Raw genomic sequence first — 18545 nt, 5'->3', positions numbered from 1 at the left:
CGAGTCCGGACGGGCGCCTCGGTCGTCCGTCACCGGCGGGTATTCGATCGCCCACGGTCAGATCAATACGGCACCGCCGGTGATGTCCACCACGGCCCCGGTGATCCAGGCCGACTGATCGGAGGCGAGGAACGCGGCCGTGGCGGCGACGTCGTTCGGAGTGCCCAGACGTCGCAGCGGATGGAATCCCGCCATCTTCTCCTGCACGTCCAGCGGTATGCGTGTGCGCATCGCGTCGGTGAGGATGGTCTCGGGGGCCAAGCAGTTGGCTCGGATCCCATAGGGTCCGGCCTGCGCGGCGACCTGCTGGGTCAGCAGCGCGATACCGGCCTTGGCCGCCGAGTACCCGGCAGGCGCCCGGTCGTTCGCTCGCCGCCCTGCCGAGGAGCCGAGCGTGATGATGCATCCTCGGTGACGCTGTTTCATGCCGGGCAGAAAGCACTTCAGGGTCAGAAAGGTGGCCAGTAGGTTCTGATCGATGGCCGACCGCCATGCCTCCTCGGCGATGTCCTCGATCGGTCCGGCCGGGGCGTGGCCGCCGCCCGCGTTGGCGACGAGCAGGTCGACCGGGCCGAGGGCATCCTCAACCTGGTCGCGGATGCGCCCGAGGTCTTCGCTGGAGGTGACATCGCCGGTCACGGTGATGGCGGTGCCGCCGCGTCGGATGTCGGCAGCCACGGCTGCGGCGGCCGTCGCGTCGCGACCGTGGACCGCGACCGCCGCGCCCCGCCGGGCCAGCTCGCGGGCGATCTCCGCGCCGATGCCGCGCGAGCTTCCGGTCACCAGTGCAACGCGCCCGGCCAGCTCCTCGACGTGTTCTTCACTCATCGGTGGTCTCCTCTTCTTCGCAGCCTGCCGACTTCATTCCGTGCGTCATCATGCGAGCCGCGTCATCATGCGAGCCGGTACAGCGCGGGCATCGCGACAAGGTGGTGGGCGCGGAGGTTGGCTCGCACGAAACTGCGGAACGTCGGCTTGCTGAACTGTGCGGCGGCGAGCGAGGGAAGGCTGGTGTCGAAGCGCGCGTGATTCACCAGCACGAAGTCGCCGGTTTCGGTCGGAGCCAGTAGCGCGGAGTTGGTCAGGCCCGTCTCCGTCACGTACCAGGCGGCGAGGTGCTCCCACAACGCGATGGCCATTTCCGGATCTGCCGCGCCGTCCGCCGCCGCGAAGTGATTGAACAGGAAGAGTCCGTCACGGGTGGGCTCGACGGGTGCGATGAGTCTGGCGCACTCGGCGGGCATCACGAGTACGTGGTCGCTGGCCTCGCGCATGGCCGCGATCATGGCGGCTACCGCGGGCTCGCGGTGCACCTGCTGCAATGTCTCGGCCGAGACGGTCTCCACCACAACGGCGACGTCGAACCTGGCAGGCCGGGCCACCTCCCCGTCGGCCGGCGGGATCAATACCGCGCGGAACACGGATGCCCGCAGCACCCCTGGCTGGCCGGCCATCCCGTCGGCCAGCGCCGTCAGACGTTTCAGCAGTGCGGTGCGCCGGGCGTGCGCGCGCACGAACGGTGCCCGGGTCGGCGGCTCGACCTCGGCCGCGAGGTAGAGCCAGCCGGTCCCAGGCGAAGGCTGGAACGGTGGCGGAGCGTACTTCGGATCCGGGTTGACCAGTGTGAGTTCCATGGCAGATAAATTAGATCCCTAATCATTAGATGTCAATGGATTAGACGTCGAATTCATTGATAGGGTGGATGCATGCCTGCCCCCCACGTGCCGCCGATCGGGATGCAGCTGGCCACGGTCGCGAAGTCGGTGCGCCGCGCGTTCGACGACGTGCTGATCGCCGCAGGCGGGTCGCTTCCGGTCTGGCTCATCCTGATCTCGGTCAAGAGCCGAGCCCACAGCAATCAGCAGGACCTCGCCGCCGCGGTCGGTATCACCGGTGCCACCCTGACTCATCACCTCAACGCCATGGAGTCCGGCGGTCTCCTCATCCGCCGTCGTGACCCGGAGAATCGCCGGGTTCAGCGCGTCGAACTCACGGATGCCGGCGAGGCGGTGTTCCATCGCCTGCGCCGGGCTGCGACCGCGTTCGACGAGCAGTTGCGACGCGGGATCACGCCCGAAGAGTGCGACACGCTGGCCACGCTGCTGCTGCGCCTGCAGGCGAACGCCGAACCCTGATCCGCGGCAGGCGGCAGGCGGCAGGCGGCAGGCGGCAGGCGGCAGGCGACAGGCCACAAGCCACAAGCCACATGCCACAAGCCACATGCCGTATGTCACCGGGCCGGGGCGCAGCGCACGACGCCGAGAGGTGATTCGCCTCAGGCAGGCAGCAGGCCGAGCGCGCGCACGGCCTCGCGTTCCTCGACGAGTTCCGCAACGGATGCCTCGACGCGCGCTCGCGCGACCGCCGAATGCTCGAGCCCTGCTACGACCTGCCATTCGTCACCCTGCGACCGCACCGGCAGTGAGCAGATCAGCCCGGCGGGCACACCGTACGGTGCGGCAGCCTGGGCGGTCGCTCCACTCGTCATGACGCCGGCGGATGTCCAACGCTCATCCGTGCCGTTCACCCAGTCGAAAACGTGGTCGATGGCGGCATTCGCTGCTGATGCCGCGCTCGACGCACCGCGCACCTCGATGATCTCCGCGCCGCGTCGTGCGACCTTCGGCACGAACACCCCCTCGCACCACTCCTCGTCGACCACCTCGAGCGCGGGACGGCCCTGGATCGTCGCGTGCGAGACATCCGGGTACTGCGTCGCCGAGTGGTTGCCCCACACGATCACGCCGTCGACCGATGTCACGGGCACCTCGGCCCTCAACGCGAGTTGCGCGACCGCCCGGTTGTGGTCGAGCCGCGTCATCGCGGTGAACCGCTCGGGCGGAACGTCGGGCGCGTGCGCCGAAGCGATCAATGCATTCGTGTTGGCCGGGTTGCCGACGACGAGCACACGCACATCGGATGCCGCGTGCTCGTTGATCGCCCGACCCTGCGGTGCGAAGATGGCCGCGTTCGCCTGCAGAAGATCCGCCCGCTCCATGCCGGCCGAGCGGGGTCGCGCGCCGACCAGCAGCGCGACGCCGGTTCCGTCGAACGCGGAGGCCGGGTCATCCGTCACCTCCACGGATGCCAGCAGCGGGAACGCGCCATCGACGAGTTCGAGCGCCGTGCCCTCCGCGGCGCGGAGCCCCTGCGGTATCTCCAGCAGGCTGAGCCGCACAGGCGTGTCCGGGCCGAGCAGCTGACCCGAGGCGATGCGGAACAGCAGTGCATAACCGATCTGCCCTCCCGCTCCGGTGACGGTCACGGTGACGGGCTGTCGAGTCATGAGGGCCATGACGCCAGACTACGGTGGCTGGTCCGCGGGCAGAGATCCCCGGATGTGCGAAACGGCGCATCCGGGGACCTTGGCGACGATCTCGGGTGGATCGCCTTCCTGCGGCCGGGACGTTTGGGGGACAGCCCCGACTGCTTCTCGAGAGTATGGATGCTTCTCGAACGAATCTTGAACAGATACTATGCAAGAACTGGGTGTTATGCGAACGTTACCTTTGTGGATGGCTCAGCCCAGTTCACCCCGTCGAGCAGTCGCCCACAGGTCGACGCCCGAGTCCACTGCGTGCTCGTCGATCGCCTCCAGTTCGTCGTCGGTGAAGTCGAGGTGATCGAGCGCTGCGACGTTCTGTTCGAGCTGCTCGACGCTGCTCGCGCCGATCACGAGTGAGGTCACGCGCGAGTCGCGGAGCGCCCACGCGAGGGCCAGCTGCGCCAGCGTCTGATTGCGCTCCTCGGCGATGTCGGCCAGGGAGCGGATGCGCGCGAGTGCGGCATCCGACAGCAGCTCGTCGGGCAGTGACGATGCCCGCGATGCCCGGGACCCTGCTGGGATGCCGTTCAGGTATTTGCCGGTGAGCATGCCCTGCGCGAGCGCCGTGAAGCCGATCACGCCGATGCCGAGCTCTCCGGCGGCTTCGAGCAGTCCCTCCGTCTCGATCCAGCGATTGAGCATGGAGTACGACGGCTGGTGGATCAGCAGCGGAGTGCCGAGGTCGGCGAGGATGGCGGCCGCCTTGCGCGTGTCATCCGCGTTGTACGAAGAGATGCCGACGTACAGCGCTTTGCCGCTGCGCACGGCGGTGTCGAGCGCGCCCATCGTCTCCTCCAGCGGCGTCGACGGGTCGGGGCGGTGGGAGTAGAAGATGTCGACGTAGTCGACGCCCATGCGCCCCAGCGACTGATCGAGACTGGCGAGCACGTACTTGCGGCTGCCGCCGCCCTGCCCGTACGGGCCCGGCCACATGTCCCAGCCCGCCTTCGTCGAGATGATGAGCTCGTCCCGGTGCGGCAGAAGGTCCCCTCGCAGGATGCGGCCGAAGTTCGTCTCCGCCGACCCGTACGGAGGCCCGTAATTGTTGGCCAGATCGAAGTGCGTGATGCCCAGATCGAACGCGCGCCTCACGATCGCGCGCTGTGTTTCCATCGGCCGGTCGTCGCCGAAGTTGTGCCACAGGCCGAGCGACAGCGCCGGCAGGTCGAGGCCGCTGCGCCCGGTGCGCCGGTACACCATCTTGTCGTAGCGATCGTCGCGTGCCGCGTACGTCATCGGGCTCCCTTCGCGGCGGCCCCGTTCGACGAGCGCAGGGCAAGCTTCGCCGCCCGCTTGTTCTCTCGTACCCGGGTGAGGGATGCCTCGTCCACGATGTCGGCGACGGAGCGGTACGAGCCTTGGTCGCCATAGTCGCCCGCGGCCTCTCGCCAGCCGGCACCGTCGTATCCGTACTGCTTGCCGAGTAGGGCGAGGAAGATGCGCGCCTTCTGATCGCCGAAGCCGGGAAGCGTGCGAAGCCGCTTCAGCACCTCGGCGCCGTCCGGCGTCTGCACGGAGCCCGTCGATGAGGAGGCTTCGGTCCAGATCGCCGCGGCATCGCCGCCCCAGTCTGCGACGACAGCGCGGCATACCGCCTGGATGCGCGCCGCCATCGAGCCCGGAAAGCGGTGCACGGCGGGCGGCGTCGCGCACAGCTTGGCGAAGGCATCCGGATCGTCGTCTGCGATCGCCGCGGCGTCGAGCCCGCCCATGCGGTCGCGGATCTTGGCCGGGCCGCTGAACGCGGTCTCCATCGCGACCTGCTGGTCGAGCAGCATGCCCAGAAGCAGTGCGAGCGGAGACGTGGAGAGCAGTTCATCGGCGGCAGCATCGCCGGTGATGTGCAGAGTGCCGGTCATACCGTCATCCTGTCACGCGGGGTGACTGCGCCGGTCGTGTTCGACGAATGATCGGTCCGGCTGCCGCCGGCAGCCCGATCTCACCCGTCCTGGTGCTGGCGCGACGGGATTCTCCGACACATGCTGGAGAAATGAGCGAGACAAGTGAGAACACGTCGCAGCCAGAGCAGCCCAAGGTCGTCGTCGGCGTCGACGGCTCCGAGCAGTCGATCGCCGCGCTGCGGCAGGCCGACAGGCTGGCGCGCCTTCTCGGCGCACGCATCGAGGCGGTGACGACGTGGAGCTACCCGGTCGCCGTGTCGCCATATGCGATGTCGGCCGATCCGTCGTTCGAAGACATTGCGCGCGACATCCTCGACGAATCGCTGAAGGATGCCTACGGAAGCGACCGCCCGGCGCTCTTGACGACAGTCGTGCAGCACGGGCATCCGGCTCAGGTGCTCATCGAACGGAGCAAGGGTGCTGAGATGCTCGTGCTCGGATCCCGCGGACGCGGCGGGTTCGCCGGGCTGCTGCTGGGCTCCGTGAGCTCGGAGTGCGCGTCCCACGCGAACTGCCCGGTGCTGATCGTGCGCTGATGCCGCGGGACCAACCGACCTCGCGCGCACGCCCTATCGCGGCCGCTCGGCTCGTCGGCTCGATCGGGAGAGCGGCGCGGGCGAACTCCCGCCGCACTCCCCTGAATCGCCTATACGCTCGAAGCATGGCCACGGTGATGCTCGTGCGTCACGGACGCACCGCGGCCAATGCTGCGGGAATTCTCGTCGGACGTGCCGGCGGCGTCTCGCTCGACGACGTGGGCCGCGCGCAGGCCGAACGCACCGCACAGCGGCTCGCGGACGTACCGCTGGCCGCCATCGTGTCCAGCCCGCTCGAGCGGTGCCGCGAGACCTCCGGCATCGTTCTGGCCTCGCAGCACGGATCGCCTCCGCTGTCGATCGAGCAAGGGCTCACCGAGTGCGACTACGGACAGTGGCAAGGCAGGCGGCTGGCGGAGCTGGCGCGCGAGAAGCTGTGGGCGCAAGTGCAGACGAGGCCGGCATCCGTCGTCTTCCCGGGCGGGGAGTCCATGGTGGCGATGCAGGCGCGGGCGGTGGCGGCGGTTCGACGTAGGGATGCCGCGATCACGGCGGAGCACGGCCCCAAGGCGGTGTGGGCGGCGGTGAGCCACGGAGACGTCATCAAGTCGGTACTGGCGGATGCCTTCGGCATGCACCTCGACCACTTCCAGCGCATCAGTGTCGGGCCAGCATCCGTCTCGATCGTGCACTATGGCGCGGGCAATCCGCGCGTGATCGGCACGAACACGGATGCCGGCGACCTGGCTTGGCTGCGTGACGGCCTCGCCGAAACCGACCCCGTGGGCGGCGGAGCCGGGGTCTCGTGACTCAGGAGCGTGCGGGCGGATGCCGGGCCGACGAGGATCGCGTGCCGGGGCTGAGTGGCGCGGTCGAACTGGTCGCGCGCATCCCTGCCGCGTCGAACGACACGTTCCTCGCCTCGATCGACGATGTGCCCGTTGTCTACAAGCCGCGTGAGGGTGAAACGCCGCTATGGGACTTTCCCGACGGCGACCTCGCCGACCGCGAGTTCGCCGCCTACCTCGTGTCGGAGCACCTCGGCTGGAATCTCGTTCCGCCCACCTGGATCGGCGACGGGCCGCTCGGCGAGGGCATGCTGCAGCTCTGGCAGCAGGTCGACACGTCCCAGTCCGCGGTCGATGTGGTGCCTTCGGCGGGCGTTCCGTACGGATGGTGTCGTGTCTTCGAGGGCGCCGACGAAGACGACCGACCGATCGCGCTCGCGCACGAGGACTCGCCGGCACTGCGGCGCATGGCCATCTTCGACGCCCTCGTCAACAATGCGGACCGCAAGGGCGGGCACCTGCTGGCCATGCCCGGCGGCCACCGCTTCGGCGTCGACCACGGCCTCACATTCCATGCCGACCCCAAGCTGCGCACGGTGCTCTGGGGGTGGGTGGGCGAGCCGCTCGCCGCCGAGGAGACCGAGGGAGTGGCGCGAGTGCGCGCATCCCTCCGCCATGAACTGGGTGGGGAGCTGGCAACTCTGCTGTCCGCTGCCGAGCTCGAGGCGTTCGCCGATCGGTGCGACCGGATGCTCGCCGTCGGCCGATTCCCCGCCCCCAGCGGCTGGATGCCCGCCACGCCCTGGCCCCTGTTCTGACGCCTGTCGACGGCCGCGGCTGCGGCTGCGCGTGCTGGCCGGACCCGCCAACATGACAGATCGCGCTCTCCCGCCGAGACCATGCCGGTTGGGCATGTTTTCGGGCGGATGTCATGTCGACGGAAGCCGGTCGTCACGCTCCGGCGGTATCCCGTCGCACGGCGCCGCGCACACGAGCGCGCACGCCGGCCCACACGAGCACCGCGAGCACGCAGGCGGCCATCACGTTGACCGCGAAGAAGCCGCCGAGGGCGAGCACAGGCCCAGCGAGAGCGCCGAGCGCTGCGGCGCCGAAGTTCATCGAGGCATCCACCCCGCCCTGAAGGGGAACACGGATGTGCGCGGGCACCGACTCGACGAGCATCGCCGACCCGCCGATCAGGCACGCCGACCAGCCGAGGCCGAGCAAGAAGAGGGCCGCCATCAGCCGCGGCATCGCGGAGTGGCCGGCCCCGTCCCACGCCCCGAGGGTGAACGAGGCGACGAACAGGGCGGCACCGATCCATGCCACCGTCTGCGCGCTCGTCTTGTCGGTCAGCCATCCGAACACAGGGCTCGCTGCGTACATGCCGACGATGTGCACGCTGATGACGATGCCGACCAGTTCCAGCGACATCCCGTCGTTGTTCATGCTCACCGGCGTCATCACCATGACGGCGGCCATCATCATCTGGCCGGTGACGATGCTCGCGATCGCGAACACCGCTCGAGGTGCACGCAGTGCCATTCGGAGTGCAGCGAACGCACCGACCGGCGCCTCTCCAGCTGGAGTGGGGTCGTTGCCGGGTGCGTGCCCCGCGATCGGACGGATGCCCAAGGTCACGATCGCCGCCAGCACGAAGCCGGCGAGCGAGAACAGGTATGGACCGCTGAGCGGGACGAGCCCGAGCGCCTTGCCCAGGTTCGCGCCGGGTGCGGAGAGATTCGGGCCGGCGATGGAGCCGACGGTCGTCGCCCAGAGCACGATCGACATCGAGCGCGCCTCGGCGCCCGGCCGGGAGAACTCCATCGCGGCGTAGCGGGACTGCAGGTTCGTGGCGGTGCCTGAACCGAAGAGCACCATCGCGATCAGGTAGAGCCAGAATTGCCCGGTCGTTGCGGCGATCAGGATGAGGACGGCACCGACTCCCGCCGTCGTGAACCCGACGGTGAGAGACCATCGCCGTCCGTGGCGCACTGCGAGTCGGGCCAGCGGAATCGCCATCAGCCCGGCGCCGATGATGCTCGCCGTCTGCGCGAATCCGGCCACACCCATGACGCCGGAGAGCTTCTCGGCGAGCACGCCTCCGACGGCCACGCCCGACGCGATGCCGACCCCGCAGAGCAGCTGAGCGACGACGAGGCGCACCCGGTTCGCGACGCCGGTATCGCCTCGGGTGGCCGGTGCGGTCGTCACCGAGCCTGATCCGGCGTCTGGCACGGTCACCGGCGCTTCACGGCGTGGGCCATCTGCCTGACGGCCTGTTCGATGATCGGCCGGGGAGTGGCGAAGACGAACCGCATGAACCCGACCCCTGCGTCGCCGCACGCCGATCCATCGGTCATCGCGACGCCGGCTCGCTCGCGGAAGAAGTCAGCCGGAGGCACCTCGAGTTCGAGAGCACGGGCATCCAACCAGGCGATATACGTGCCCTCCGGCGGCGTGTAGCCGATCTCGGGCAGGTGCTCGGCCAGAAGGTGGCCGAGCAGTCGGCGGTTGCCGTCGAGGTAGTCGACGGTGTCGGCGAGCCAGGAACCGCCCGCGGTGTAGGCGGCTGTGTTGGCGATCACGCCGGGGTTGCTCGCGCCGTGGCCGGCCATGAATCCGACGCTCTCCCAGACCTCGGCGTCGGCGTCGTTGCTGATGATGATCTGCGCGCACTTCAGCCCTGGCAGATTCCACGCCTTGGAGGCGCTGGTCGACGTGATGGTGTGGGATGCCGCAACCTCCGACACGCTCGCGTACGGCACGTGCTCGCCGCCTGGGTACACCAGCGGGGCGTGGATCTCGTCGGAGAACACGCGTGCCCCGTTGCGCTCGACGATCTCGCTCACCGCGACCAGTTCCTCGCGCGTGAAGACGCGGCCGACCGGGTTGTACGGGTTGCAGAGGATGAGCAGTCCGCCGCCGTCGTGGAACGCCCGGTCGATCCCGGCAAGGTCGAACTCATACCGTCCCTCGCGCACGAGCATCGGCACTTGGATGATCTCGCGCCCGAGCGTCGGCGGCACCGACAGGAACGGCATGTAGGCGGGAGTCGGCAGCACGATCTTCGACCCGGGAGCGGAGAAGTGCTCGATGGCCACCTCGAGGCCCTTGATGACGTCGGGGAGCGGATGCACGCGCGCGGCGGGCACGTCCCACCCGTAGCGCGACTGCTGCCATGCCGCGCAGGCCTCCGACATCGCCTCGGAGACAGCCGGCGGAAGGTACCCGAAGAAGCCGTCGTCCACAGTCTCGTGCAGCGCCTTCGCGATCGCCGGTGCGCAGCCGAAATCCATCTCGGCGACGAATGCACCGATCTTGCCGGGGAACATCGTCCACTTCAGGCCGCCGATCTCACGCAGCCGGTCCATCCCTATGGAGTCGAATTCGTGTGCGCTGGTCATCAGCCTTCCTTTCCGATCTGCAGGGGTTCGTCGTCGACGTCGGCATCCTCGTCGGCGATCTCGTTCAAATAGTTGTAGATGGTGAACCGGGTGACTCCGAGCGTCGTCGCGATCATGTCGATCGCGTCGCGCAGGTGGAACATGCCGCGGTCCTTGAGGTCGCGCACCACGGCCACCTTGTGCCGCTTCTGCATCAGTTCGACCGGCACATCCACGTTCGAGACGGCTTGCCGGATGAGGTGCGAGGCGAGCTGGTCGACATCGGTGACGAACACCTCGGGATCCGCCTCGTCGGATGCCTGGGCCGGCACGACGTGCGGCTCGCCCTCCTGCTGGGCCGGCTTGCGCATGCCCGTGAGGTCGAGCATCGAGGTCGCGATGTCTTGCACCGACTCCCACACCGACAGGTCGGAGTTGAGGCAGAGTGCGGCGACCGGTTGTCCGGTGACATCGCGGATGATCATGGTCGAGGAGCGGAGACGCCGTCCGTCGGACAGGTGCGTCTCGTAGCCCACGATGTGGTCTTCGGAGAGCTCGTGCAGCTTCTTCAGCAACAGGTCGGTCGCCGGGTCGCCGACGCGACGGCCCGTCACGTCGCCATGGATCGCAACGATCGAGTTCGGCAACTTGCTGAGGTCGTGCAGCACCACCTCCGTCGACGGTGGAAGCGACCGACCCAGCGGTTCCACCAACGCCGAGAACACGGCGATGAGCCGTTCGCCGTCGACCGTCGGACGAATCCCCTGATCGAGGATGCCGCCCGCGGGTTCCGGCCGTGAACGCTTCTCCGCCATAGTCGATCTCTTTCTGTCCGGTGACCGGCCGTCATCGGGCCGCGGTGAGTGGTGCCATCACGAGCATGGGTCAAAATCTCGACGAAGTCAACGAACCGTGGACTAGATCAACAAGCCATTGACAAACGGTGCACAATGTGTGGAGATTGCACAAGATGTTGAAGGACTCGATGAGATGTTGACTCCGGGTCAATATCTCCCGCCCGCAGAGTCGCGGGCATGAATCGAACGGAGAGTGACATGGATGCCCCCTCAGCCGGCGCGCTGAACTCAGCAGGCACGCTGAACCAGGAGAACCTGAAGAGAACCATCACCACGCCGCAGGCGCTGGGAATCTCGTTCCACCAGATCGTCGGCGGCGGGGTCGTCTCCCTGACCGGAGTGGCGATCGCGATGACCGGCGGCGGCGTGCCTATCGCGTTCGTCGTCGCGGCCATCGCGATCCTGATCATCTCCGTGCCGATCGCGACGCTCGGTGCTTCGATGCCCGTCGTCGGCGGCACCTACACGTATGCGACCAAGCTCGTGCATCCGATCATCGGCTTCGTCAATCTGTGGTTCTTCATCATCCAGATGGCGAGCCTGAGCCTCTACGGACTTGCGGCCGGTAGCTACCTGAACAGCCTCAACCACTGGTTCGATCCAACCGTGGTGTGCGTGACACTGATCTCGATATTCTTCGTCGCGAACCTGATGGGGGCATCGTTCTCGGCGCGGATCGGCATCGTTCTCGCCGGCATCATGCTGGTCGCGTTCGGATGCTTCATCGTGCTCGGGCTGCTGCACGTGCACTGGGGTGCGTATCCGCCGGTGATCCCGAACGGCACGCTCAAGCTGCTGCAGGCAGCCGCTCTGCTCACGTTCGCCACCGGCGGCGGAACGGTGGTGGCCGAACTCGGCCGCGAGATGAAGAAGCCGGGACGCACCATCCCGACCGCGGTGATCGGGGGCACCATCTTCGCCGGCGTCATGTATGTGCTCATTGCGCTGCCGGCTGCGGGCATCCTGCCGATCGCGAAGGTCGCCGGTGAACCGCTCTCGGTCGTCGCGAAGACGTTCATGCCGCCGTGGATGTGGTACTTCTTCATTCTCGGCGGTGCGGTCGTCGCCGTGATCGGCACGATGAACGCTCAGATGCTCTGGGGGTCGAAGAGTGCGCTGGCCGCTGTGGATGACGGCTGGTTCCCGAAGAAGGTCGGTGCGGTGAACAAACGCTTCGGTACACCGCACTGGTTGCTGTGCATCATGTTCGTGATCGGCATCGTCCCCGCCATCGCCCACATCGACATCAGTGTGATCGGAAGCGTCGGCAGCCTCATCGGGCAGGTAACGTTCGTCATCCTGCTGCTCGCCTCGATCCGCATGCGATACGTCGTCCCCGAACGGTACGCGCTGTCGCCGTTCAAGCTTCCGCTCTGGCTCCACTGGGCGTTCACGATCGTGGGCATCGCAGTGTGCGCGTATCAGTTCTACCTGCTCACCGAAGGTGTCACGGCCCTGGTCTGGGTCGCACTGGGAGTGTGGGTGGCGCTCGGAATCGTTGTCTTCGCCTTGCGGTACCGGCACGCGACGAGCGTGCAACTGGACCGGCTCGCTCGTGGCGAGACACTCAGTGGCAGTACTCGCACCATCGACGGCGTGGTCGGCGCGGAGCGCGAGGCGATCAGCATGGATGCCATGGCGCTGCCCAAGGTCGGCTTCGGCGAGGACGGCGAGATTCCGACCCTGAGGAGGGACGGCGAGTGACGGGTGCGGCACGAGCGACTCGACAAGTGAGAACGGCCCGGCATGGGCGTCAAGAAGAAAGGGATGTCAGATGAGTGAGGCATACGCCGAGCACTACCACGACCCGCGCGACAAGCAGTTCGCCCGACAGCTGCGCCGAGGCGCGCCAGACGCGTTCACAGCGCTCACGGCGTTCGACGATGCGGCGCTCCGGCGTGACGACATGGCCATCCCGCGCAAGTACACCGAACTCATGGCGCTGGCTGTGGCCCTGACGACGCAGTGCGTGTACTGCATCGAGGCGCACACGAAGGCTGCCGCCGCGGAGGGCGCCACGGAGGCCGAGATCTCCGAGACCGTCTTCATCGCTGCCGCGCTGCGGGCCGGGGGCGCCGTCGCGCATGGCTTCCAGGCGGTCAAGCACTATCTGCGCGAGACCGGGGAGCACTAAGGATGTGGATCGTCTCGATGCGGTTCCGCTCGCAGCTCTCCGACGACGACTTGCTCAGGCTTTCGCGAGAGAGCCTCCCGAAGTTCCGGGCGCTACCCGGCCTGCGGCAGAAGTATTACGTGCAGAACCATGAGGACGGCATCGTCGGTGGCGTGTACCTGTTCGAGTCCGAGCGAGAGGCACGGGACTACGCCACGGGGCCGATCGTGGCCGCCGTGCCCGAGCGGTTCGGCGTGACCGGGGACGTTTCCGTCGAAGTTCTCGAGGTCACGCTGACGCTCGACGAGTGAGCCATACGCCTTCCGCCGGAACGCGCAACGGCAGTCGTCCGTGACATCCTCGGGGCGCCGAACGCTCAAGGATGCGGAGGTCATCCCACGGGACCAATGCAATCGGTTGCCCCCCCCGTGATCAGACCTCGTGAACTTCTGTTCCGAACGGCGGTCATGTTCGTGAGAGTTGGGGTAACATAAGCGCGGCAAGCGATTGCCAGTTGCAGAAGTCGAGCGTCGAGGAGGAATCGAGTGGCCCAGATCGGTGTACAGGCGATGATGCTGAGAGATGACATCGCGCGTGACGGTGTCTTCCCGGTCATGGAGGCGGTGCGCGACATCGGCTATCGCGCGGTGGAGGTCTCGCAGATCCCCATGACGCCGAACAATGTCGCTGAACTCGGCAGGGCGAAGGATGGGCTCGAGCTGACGATCGGGGCGCTCTCGGCATCCCTCAGTTCGATGCCCGGGCGCGGCGGCGAGTCGTTGACCGATGACTTCGACAAGATCGTCGGTGATGCCGAGGCGCTCGGCTGCTCGATGCTCAGAATCGGGATGCTGCCCTTCGACGCCATGCGCTCCCTCGATACCGTTCTCGACTTCTGCGATCGCAGCGATGAGATGGCGCTCCGACTCGCCGAGCGCGGCATCCGGCTCTACTACCACAACCACCACATCGAGTTCACCAAGTACGACGGCAGGTTCCTGCTCGACATCATCGCGGACCGCGCACCGAACATGGGCCTCGAAGTCGACGTGCACTGGGTGCATCGGGGCGGCCTGGACCCGGTGAAGACGCTTCGCAAGTATGGCGAGCGCGTGGCGATGGTGCATCTGAAGGATTATCGGATCGGGAAGCTCTCCGAGGAGGCGTTCGCTCTGCTCGAGTCCGGCGACTTCCAGGGTTTCATGAACGCCTTCACCGGTGTCGTGCAGTTCGCCGAGGTGGGAGAAGGCAACCTCGACTTCTCTGAGATCATTCCTGTCAGTCAGGAGATCGGTGCGAGGTATCTGCTGGTCGAGCAGGACGACCAGTACGGGCGCACGCCGCTGGACTGCCTGCGCACCTCGCACGACAACCTCGTCGCACTCGGGTTCAGCGACCTGTTCTGAGGCCAGGCCGGCTTTGGCCGGGATGGCATAGCGTCGCGATATGGAACTGCGGCTCATGAGCACCTTCGTCGCCGTCGCCGATGAGCTCAACTATTCGCGGGCCGCGCTCGCGCTGCACATGACTCAGCCGGCGGTGAGCCAGCGGATCATGCAGCTGGAGCGCGAACTCGGCTTTCCGTTGTTCGAACGCACCTCCCGCGGTCTACGGCTCACAGCGCCCGGGGCGGCGTTCCTGCCCGAATGCCGTCGAACGCTCGATGCTGCCGAGCGTGCCGTGCGTGTTGCGCGGAATGCGGTTGGTTCCGACGTCGGGCTCGTACGCGTCGGGTTTGCGGGTGCGCTGTCGGCACCGACCGTGTCGACGCTGGCACGCGGGGTGCGCGAGCGAGCGCCGGGCATCGATCTCTCCTTCGCCTCGGGGCTCACCAGCGACGGTGTCATCGATCGGCTAGCCGCGGACGAGCTCGACATCGGCTTCACGGCCGCCGGTCGCACCGCGAGAGGAATCGACTCGCGCACGCTGACGTCGGATCCGCTCGCTCTCGTGTTCGCCCGCGACGATCCGCGCTCGACGGCGGCTGACGCACGGCTGGCGGAGTTCGCAGATGCTCCGTTCGTGATGGTGGATGCCCGTGCCGGCCTGCGTCTGCGCGATGTGGCGCACGAGGCGTGTCTCAAGGCGGGGTTCGGCCCGCGCATCGTGCAGGAGGCATCCGACATGCAGACCGTGCTCGCGCTGGTGGCCGCCGGGGTCGGGGTGACGCTACTGCCCCGCCGTCTGGTGGCGCCCGAGTCGGAGATGCTCGCGATCCGGCCGCTGACGGATGTCGATTGCCGCCTGGTCACTATCGTCGCCTGGCAGCGAGAGCACGTGGTCGGAGCACCGCGGATCGTGCTCGACGTGATCGACGAGCACTTCCGCGAGATCGAGTGAACCGAGGGGAACGAGTAGGCCCGGTTGATAACCGCTGCTTATCGGCCCACAAAGAATCTCCATTGGACAGGCAGGGGGCGGAAGTCGCACGATAGCTCCGAGTGGCAAGCGGTTGCCGAAAAGCGATCGCCCTGCCGTAACGTCTTCGAAGGAGAACATCGTGACCCAAGCCACTGAGAGCGAGGCCGCATCAGCGCGCTCTTCGCAGCCGGGATCCCGGATGGCCAAGCGTGCCGCGCTCAGCGCACTCTTCGGCAGCACCGTCGAGTACTACGACTTCACGCTCTTCGCCACCGCGTCCGCACTCGTGCTCGGCCCCGTGTTCTTCGCAGGGCTCGGGGTGGTGGGCGGCCAGCTCGCCTCGTTCGCCACGTTCGGGGTCGCCTATGTCGCACGCCCGATCGGCGCGATCGTGTTCGGCGGCCTCGGCGACAAGATCGGCCGCAAGCGCACCCTGATGATCACGCTCAACCTCATGGGAATCGCGACGTTCGCGGTCGGCCTGATCCCGTCGTACGCGGCGATCGGGATTGCCGCGCCGATCATCCTCGTCGCGCTCCGCCTGCTGCAGGGCCTCTCGGCGGGAGGCGAACAGGGCGGTTCGAACTCGCTCACGCTCGAGCACGCACCGTCAGGACGCCGGGCACTCTACACCAGCTGGACCATGCAGGGCACCTCGCTCGGAACCCTGCTCGCCTCCGTGCTGTTCCTGATCTTTGCGTCGATGCCCGGTGACGTTCTGCTCGCCTGGGGCTGGCGCGTGCCGTTCCTGATCGCGGGCCCGCTCATGCTCATCGCGTTGTTCATCCGCCGCTCGGTCGAGGAGACGCACGCCTTCCTGGAGACGAAAGCGCTCAGGCTCGAGGCGAAGGTGCCGCTCGTCGACGTGTTCCGGTACCACTGGCGCAGCGTTCTGCGCGTCATCGGCTGCAGCCTGCTCGCCGTGGCCGGCAGCACCGTCAGCGTGTACCTGCTGGGTTATGCCACGAAGACCGTGCACATCGCGGCCGGCTTCGTTCTGATCGCCTCGATCATCTCCGGCGTCGTTGGCCTGATCGCGCAACCGCTGTGGGCGTCGCTTTCCGACCGCATCGGCCGGCGTCCGGTGTTCGCCGGGTCGATGGTCGTGGCGGCGGCACTCTGGTTCCCGGTCTTCTGGATGATCGCGGGCGGAAACGTCGCGCTCATGATCGTGGCCCTGTGCGTCATCGGGCTCGTCTCGGCAGCGGCGAACGCCGTCGGTGCATCGATGTACACCGAGATGTTCCCGACCCGTGTTCGCTACACCGGCGTCGCCATCGGCACGCAGCTCGGGTTCATCGTCGCCGGTTTCGCCCCCGCCATCGAGCAGGCGCTCGGGGTGCACGGGTGGCTGCCTGTCGCGACCTTCGCGGCCGTCTGCATGCTCATCGCCGCTGCCAGCTCACTGCTCGGACGCGAGACGAACAAGCTCGCGCTCACGACGATCGACGGGGAGGGCAAATGACCGCGCAAATGACCGCCGAGAACTCCTTCGTCGAGGTCGACACCGCGGCCGGCCGTCTGCGCGGCATCCGGTTCCACGGCGTCGAGTCTTTTCTGGGCATTCCCTACGGCGCGACGACCGCGGGTTCCAGCCGCTTCGTCCCGCCGCGGCCGGCGGCCCCCTGGACAGGCGTGCGTGAGGCGCTCGCGTTCGGCGATGCACCCCCGCAGGTGGACACCAGGCTCGGGTCGCACGCAGCTGCGCAGGATGTGCAGGAGCTCATGTATGTGAAGGGCGGGCATCCGCTCGACGGAGCCCGCATGAGCGAGGACTGCCTGAACCTGAACGTCTGGACCCCCGGCCGCGCCGGAAAGCGGCCGGTCATGGTGTGGTTCCACGGCGGAGGGTTCCAGCACGGCTCCGCCGGGTCGGCGCTCTACCACGGCGACCGGCTCGCGGCACTCGGCGACGTGGTCGTGATCACGGTGAATGCCCGGCTGGGCATCACCGGCTTCCTGCCGCTCGACCTGATCGATGCCGACCGCTTCGACGGGGCGGCGAACGCCGGTGTGCTCGACCTGGTGGCCGCGCTCACGTGGGTGCGGGACAACGTCGCGGGGTTCGGCGGCGACCCAGGCAACGTAACGATCTTCGGCCAGCCCGGCGGCGGCGGCAAGGTGAACAGCATGCTCGTGATGCCGGCGGCCCGGGGCCTCGCGCATCGGGCCATCAACATGAGCGGGCCGATGCTCGAGTTCACGAAGCCGCACGACGCCGAGCGAGTCCTCAGAGCGGTTCTCGATCGGCTCGATGTCGACCGTGCGCATCCCGAGAGGCTTCTCGAGCTGCCGCTGCGGGCGCTGCTCGACGTGCAGGCATCTCTCGGCCCGTCGCTCGGTGGCGGCTTCGGCATGGCCGTGCCCGCTGATGGGTCGGCGTCGACGGGAGCACAGCTGCCGATGTGGGGGCCGACGATCGACGGCCGGCACCTGCCGGAGCATCCGTTCCCGTCTGCGGGCGGCGCCGCGGTGGCCGACGTGCCGATGCTGATCGGCTGGGCGAGCCACGACCCGGCACTGCTGATGGCGGGTCACCCCGACTTCGCGACTCTCACCGAGGGGCGTGCCCGAGACCTCGCGGTCGCGAACTTCGGTGCGTCAGGTGAGGATGCCTTCACCGCTGCCACCGCGCAGCACCCGTCTGAGCCTGCTCGGCTCCGCTATGCCCGCGTTGTGGCAGGGCGCACGTTCCGCGCTCCGGCGCTGGCGATGGCCGACGCGAAAGCCCGGCAGTCGTCTGCCGTGTACTGCTACGAGTTCGCGCACCAGACGGACGTGCTCGACGGCCTGCTCGGCGCGTGCCACAGCCTCGACCTGCCGTTCGCCTTCGCGAACGTCGATCGATCGGTGTTCGCGGGAGAAGCGCCGAGCAGGCACGCCACCTCCCGCGCGATGGCGCTCGCGTGGGCGGCGTTCGCGCGCACCGGAAACCCGGGCCATGAGGGCATCCCCGACTGGCCCGCGTACGACACCGGCGACCCGCGGGTCATGCGCATCGATGCGGAGTGGACCGCCTACCGCCCGACGCGACGGGCCCCGATCGATCGCTGACCGCCGACCCGCCGATGTACGACCGGCTGCAGCCGCCGAAGCCGCCCATCTGCGGGTTGGCTGCCACCAGCAGAGGGATCTTCGACCGCTGCTGCGAATAGCGGAGGTGCTCCTGCACGCGCGCAGACGGTGCACCCATGTAGTGGATTCCGCCAACGTGGACCTCGTCGATTCGGCTGCGCGGTGAGATCGACCATGTGTGAGGCGCCTTCTTCCCGGGACTG

At 67.7% G+C, this 18545-nt stretch carries 19 protein-coding genes; 11 read left to right on the top strand and 8 right to left on the bottom strand.

The window, feature by feature from the left end:
- Nucleotides 1–57: 57 nt before the first annotated feature.
- Both ACYVDK_RS15735 and ACYVDK_RS15730 read right to left on the bottom strand, forming a co-directional pair.
- Nucleotides 58–828, bottom strand: a complete 771-nt coding sequence (locus ACYVDK_RS15735; protein WP_460523442.1) for an SDR family NAD(P)-dependent oxidoreductase — start codon at nucleotides 826–828, stop codon at nucleotides 58–60.
- A gap of 65 nt (nucleotides 829–893) precedes the next feature.
- A complete protein-coding gene (locus ACYVDK_RS15730) occupies nucleotides 894–1634 on the bottom strand; it encodes a hypothetical protein (RefSeq protein WP_460523440.1) in 741 nt (246 codons plus the stop codon).
- A gap of 72 nt (nucleotides 1635–1706) precedes the next feature.
- On the opposite strand from ACYVDK_RS15730, the gene ACYVDK_RS15725 reads away from it, so the two are divergent.
- Nucleotides 1707–2135 (top strand): MarR family winged helix-turn-helix transcriptional regulator, encoded by a 429-nt coding sequence (locus ACYVDK_RS15725; protein WP_460523438.1) that lies wholly within the window; start codon nucleotides 1707–1709, stop codon nucleotides 2133–2135.
- 140 nt (nucleotides 2136–2275) lie between these two features.
- Here ACYVDK_RS15725 and ACYVDK_RS15720 read toward each other — a convergent pair whose 3' ends face one another.
- The 3 genes from ACYVDK_RS15720 to ACYVDK_RS15710 all read right to left on the bottom strand — a co-directional run bounded on the left by ACYVDK_RS15720 (nucleotide 2276) and on the right by ACYVDK_RS15710 (nucleotide 5184).
- The gene (locus ACYVDK_RS15720) at nucleotides 2276–3286 is read right to left on the bottom strand and encodes a malate dehydrogenase (RefSeq protein WP_460523687.1); all 1011 of its coding nucleotides are present in this window, start codon (nucleotides 3284–3286) and stop codon (nucleotides 2276–2278) included.
- Nucleotides 3287–3520: 234 nt separating this feature from the next.
- Nucleotides 3521–4561: an aldo-keto reductase family protein gene (gene mgrA / locus ACYVDK_RS15715; protein WP_460523436.1), complete on the bottom strand. Its 1041-nt coding sequence runs from the start codon at nucleotides 4559–4561 to the stop codon at nucleotides 3521–3523.
- Nucleotides 4558–5184 carry an HhH-GDP family DNA glycosylase gene (locus tag ACYVDK_RS15710; protein WP_460523434.1) on the bottom strand — a complete coding sequence of 209 codons (627 nt, stop codon included), beginning with the start codon at nucleotides 5182–5184 and terminating at the stop codon, nucleotides 4558–4560. Before ACYVDK_RS15710 ends, mgrA begins: the two co-directional genes overlap by 4 nt.
- 131 nt (nucleotides 5185–5315) lie before the next feature.
- Here ACYVDK_RS15710 and ACYVDK_RS15705 point away from each other — a divergent pair, with 131 nt between their 5' ends.
- From ACYVDK_RS15705 to ACYVDK_RS15695, 3 genes are all read left to right on the top strand, one after another.
- A complete protein-coding gene (locus tag ACYVDK_RS15705) occupies nucleotides 5316–5762 on the top strand; it encodes a universal stress protein (RefSeq protein ID WP_460523432.1) in 447 nt (148 codons plus the stop codon).
- 125 nt (nucleotides 5763–5887) lie between these two features.
- Nucleotides 5888–6571 carry a histidine phosphatase family protein gene (locus ACYVDK_RS15700; protein WP_460523430.1) on the top strand — a complete coding sequence of 228 codons (684 nt, stop codon included), beginning with the start codon at nucleotides 5888–5890 and terminating at the stop codon, nucleotides 6569–6571.
- Nucleotides 6568–7368: an SCO1664 family protein gene (locus ACYVDK_RS15695; RefSeq protein ID WP_460523427.1), complete on the top strand. Its 801-nt coding sequence runs from the start codon at nucleotides 6568–6570 to the stop codon at nucleotides 7366–7368. The genes ACYVDK_RS15700 and ACYVDK_RS15695 overlap by 4 nt, the downstream gene beginning before the upstream one ends.
- Before the next feature lie 133 nt (nucleotides 7369–7501).
- Here the strand turns inward: ACYVDK_RS15695 and ACYVDK_RS15690 are convergent, their stop codons facing one another.
- From ACYVDK_RS15690 to ACYVDK_RS15680, 3 genes are read right to left on the bottom strand one after another with little or no spacing between them, the layout of a single operon-like run.
- Nucleotides 7502–8794: an MFS transporter gene (locus tag ACYVDK_RS15690; protein WP_460523425.1), complete on the bottom strand. Its 1293-nt coding sequence runs from the start codon at nucleotides 8792–8794 to the stop codon at nucleotides 7502–7504.
- Nucleotides 8791–9957: a MalY/PatB family protein gene (locus tag ACYVDK_RS15685; protein WP_460523422.1), complete on the bottom strand. Its 1167-nt coding sequence runs from the start codon at nucleotides 9955–9957 to the stop codon at nucleotides 8791–8793. Before ACYVDK_RS15685 ends, ACYVDK_RS15690 begins: the two co-directional genes overlap by 4 nt.
- A complete protein-coding gene (locus ACYVDK_RS15680) occupies nucleotides 9957–10751 on the bottom strand; it encodes a helix-turn-helix transcriptional regulator (RefSeq protein ID WP_460523420.1) in 795 nt (264 codons plus the stop codon). The genes ACYVDK_RS15685 and ACYVDK_RS15680 overlap by 1 nt, the downstream gene beginning before the upstream one ends.
- A gap of 219 nt (nucleotides 10752–10970) precedes the next feature.
- Between ACYVDK_RS15680 and ACYVDK_RS15675 the strand changes: the two genes are divergently transcribed.
- From ACYVDK_RS15675 to ACYVDK_RS15645, 7 genes are all read left to right on the top strand, one after another.
- The gene (locus tag ACYVDK_RS15675) at nucleotides 10971–12497 is read left to right on the top strand and encodes an APC family permease (protein WP_460523418.1); all 1527 of its coding nucleotides are present in this window, start codon (nucleotides 10971–10973) and stop codon (nucleotides 12495–12497) included.
- Nucleotides 12498–12567: 70 nt separating this feature from the next.
- The gene (locus ACYVDK_RS15670; protein ID WP_460523416.1) at nucleotides 12568–12927 is read left to right on the top strand and encodes a carboxymuconolactone decarboxylase family protein; all 360 of its coding nucleotides are present in this window, start codon (nucleotides 12568–12570) and stop codon (nucleotides 12925–12927) included.
- Nucleotides 12928–12929: 2 nt separating this feature from the next.
- Nucleotides 12930–13217 (top strand): YdhR family protein, encoded by a 288-nt coding sequence (locus ACYVDK_RS15665; protein WP_460523414.1) that lies wholly within the window; start codon nucleotides 12930–12932, stop codon nucleotides 13215–13217.
- Between the two features lie 234 nt (nucleotides 13218–13451).
- On the top strand, nucleotides 13452–14312 hold the full coding sequence (locus ACYVDK_RS15660) for a sugar phosphate isomerase/epimerase family protein (protein ID WP_460523412.1): 861 nt from the start codon (nucleotides 13452–13454) through the stop codon (nucleotides 14310–14312).
- 40 nt (nucleotides 14313–14352) lie between these two features.
- Nucleotides 14353–15246, top strand: a complete 894-nt coding sequence (locus ACYVDK_RS15655; protein WP_460523410.1) for a LysR family transcriptional regulator — start codon at nucleotides 14353–14355, stop codon at nucleotides 15244–15246.
- Between the two features lie 160 nt (nucleotides 15247–15406).
- Entirely contained in the window at nucleotides 15407–16732 is a 1326-nt protein-coding gene (locus ACYVDK_RS15650; RefSeq protein WP_460523408.1) for an MFS transporter, read from the top strand.
- Entirely contained in the window at nucleotides 16729–18321 is a 1593-nt protein-coding gene (locus ACYVDK_RS15645) for a carboxylesterase/lipase family protein (RefSeq protein WP_460523406.1), read from the top strand. Before ACYVDK_RS15650 ends, ACYVDK_RS15645 begins: the two co-directional genes overlap by 4 nt.
- The last annotated feature ends 224 nt before the right edge of the window (nucleotides 18322–18545 follow it).

It is taken from the genome of Humibacter antri (assembly GCF_054777235.1).
This window is presented reverse-complemented; position numbering and strand designations above follow the sequence as displayed.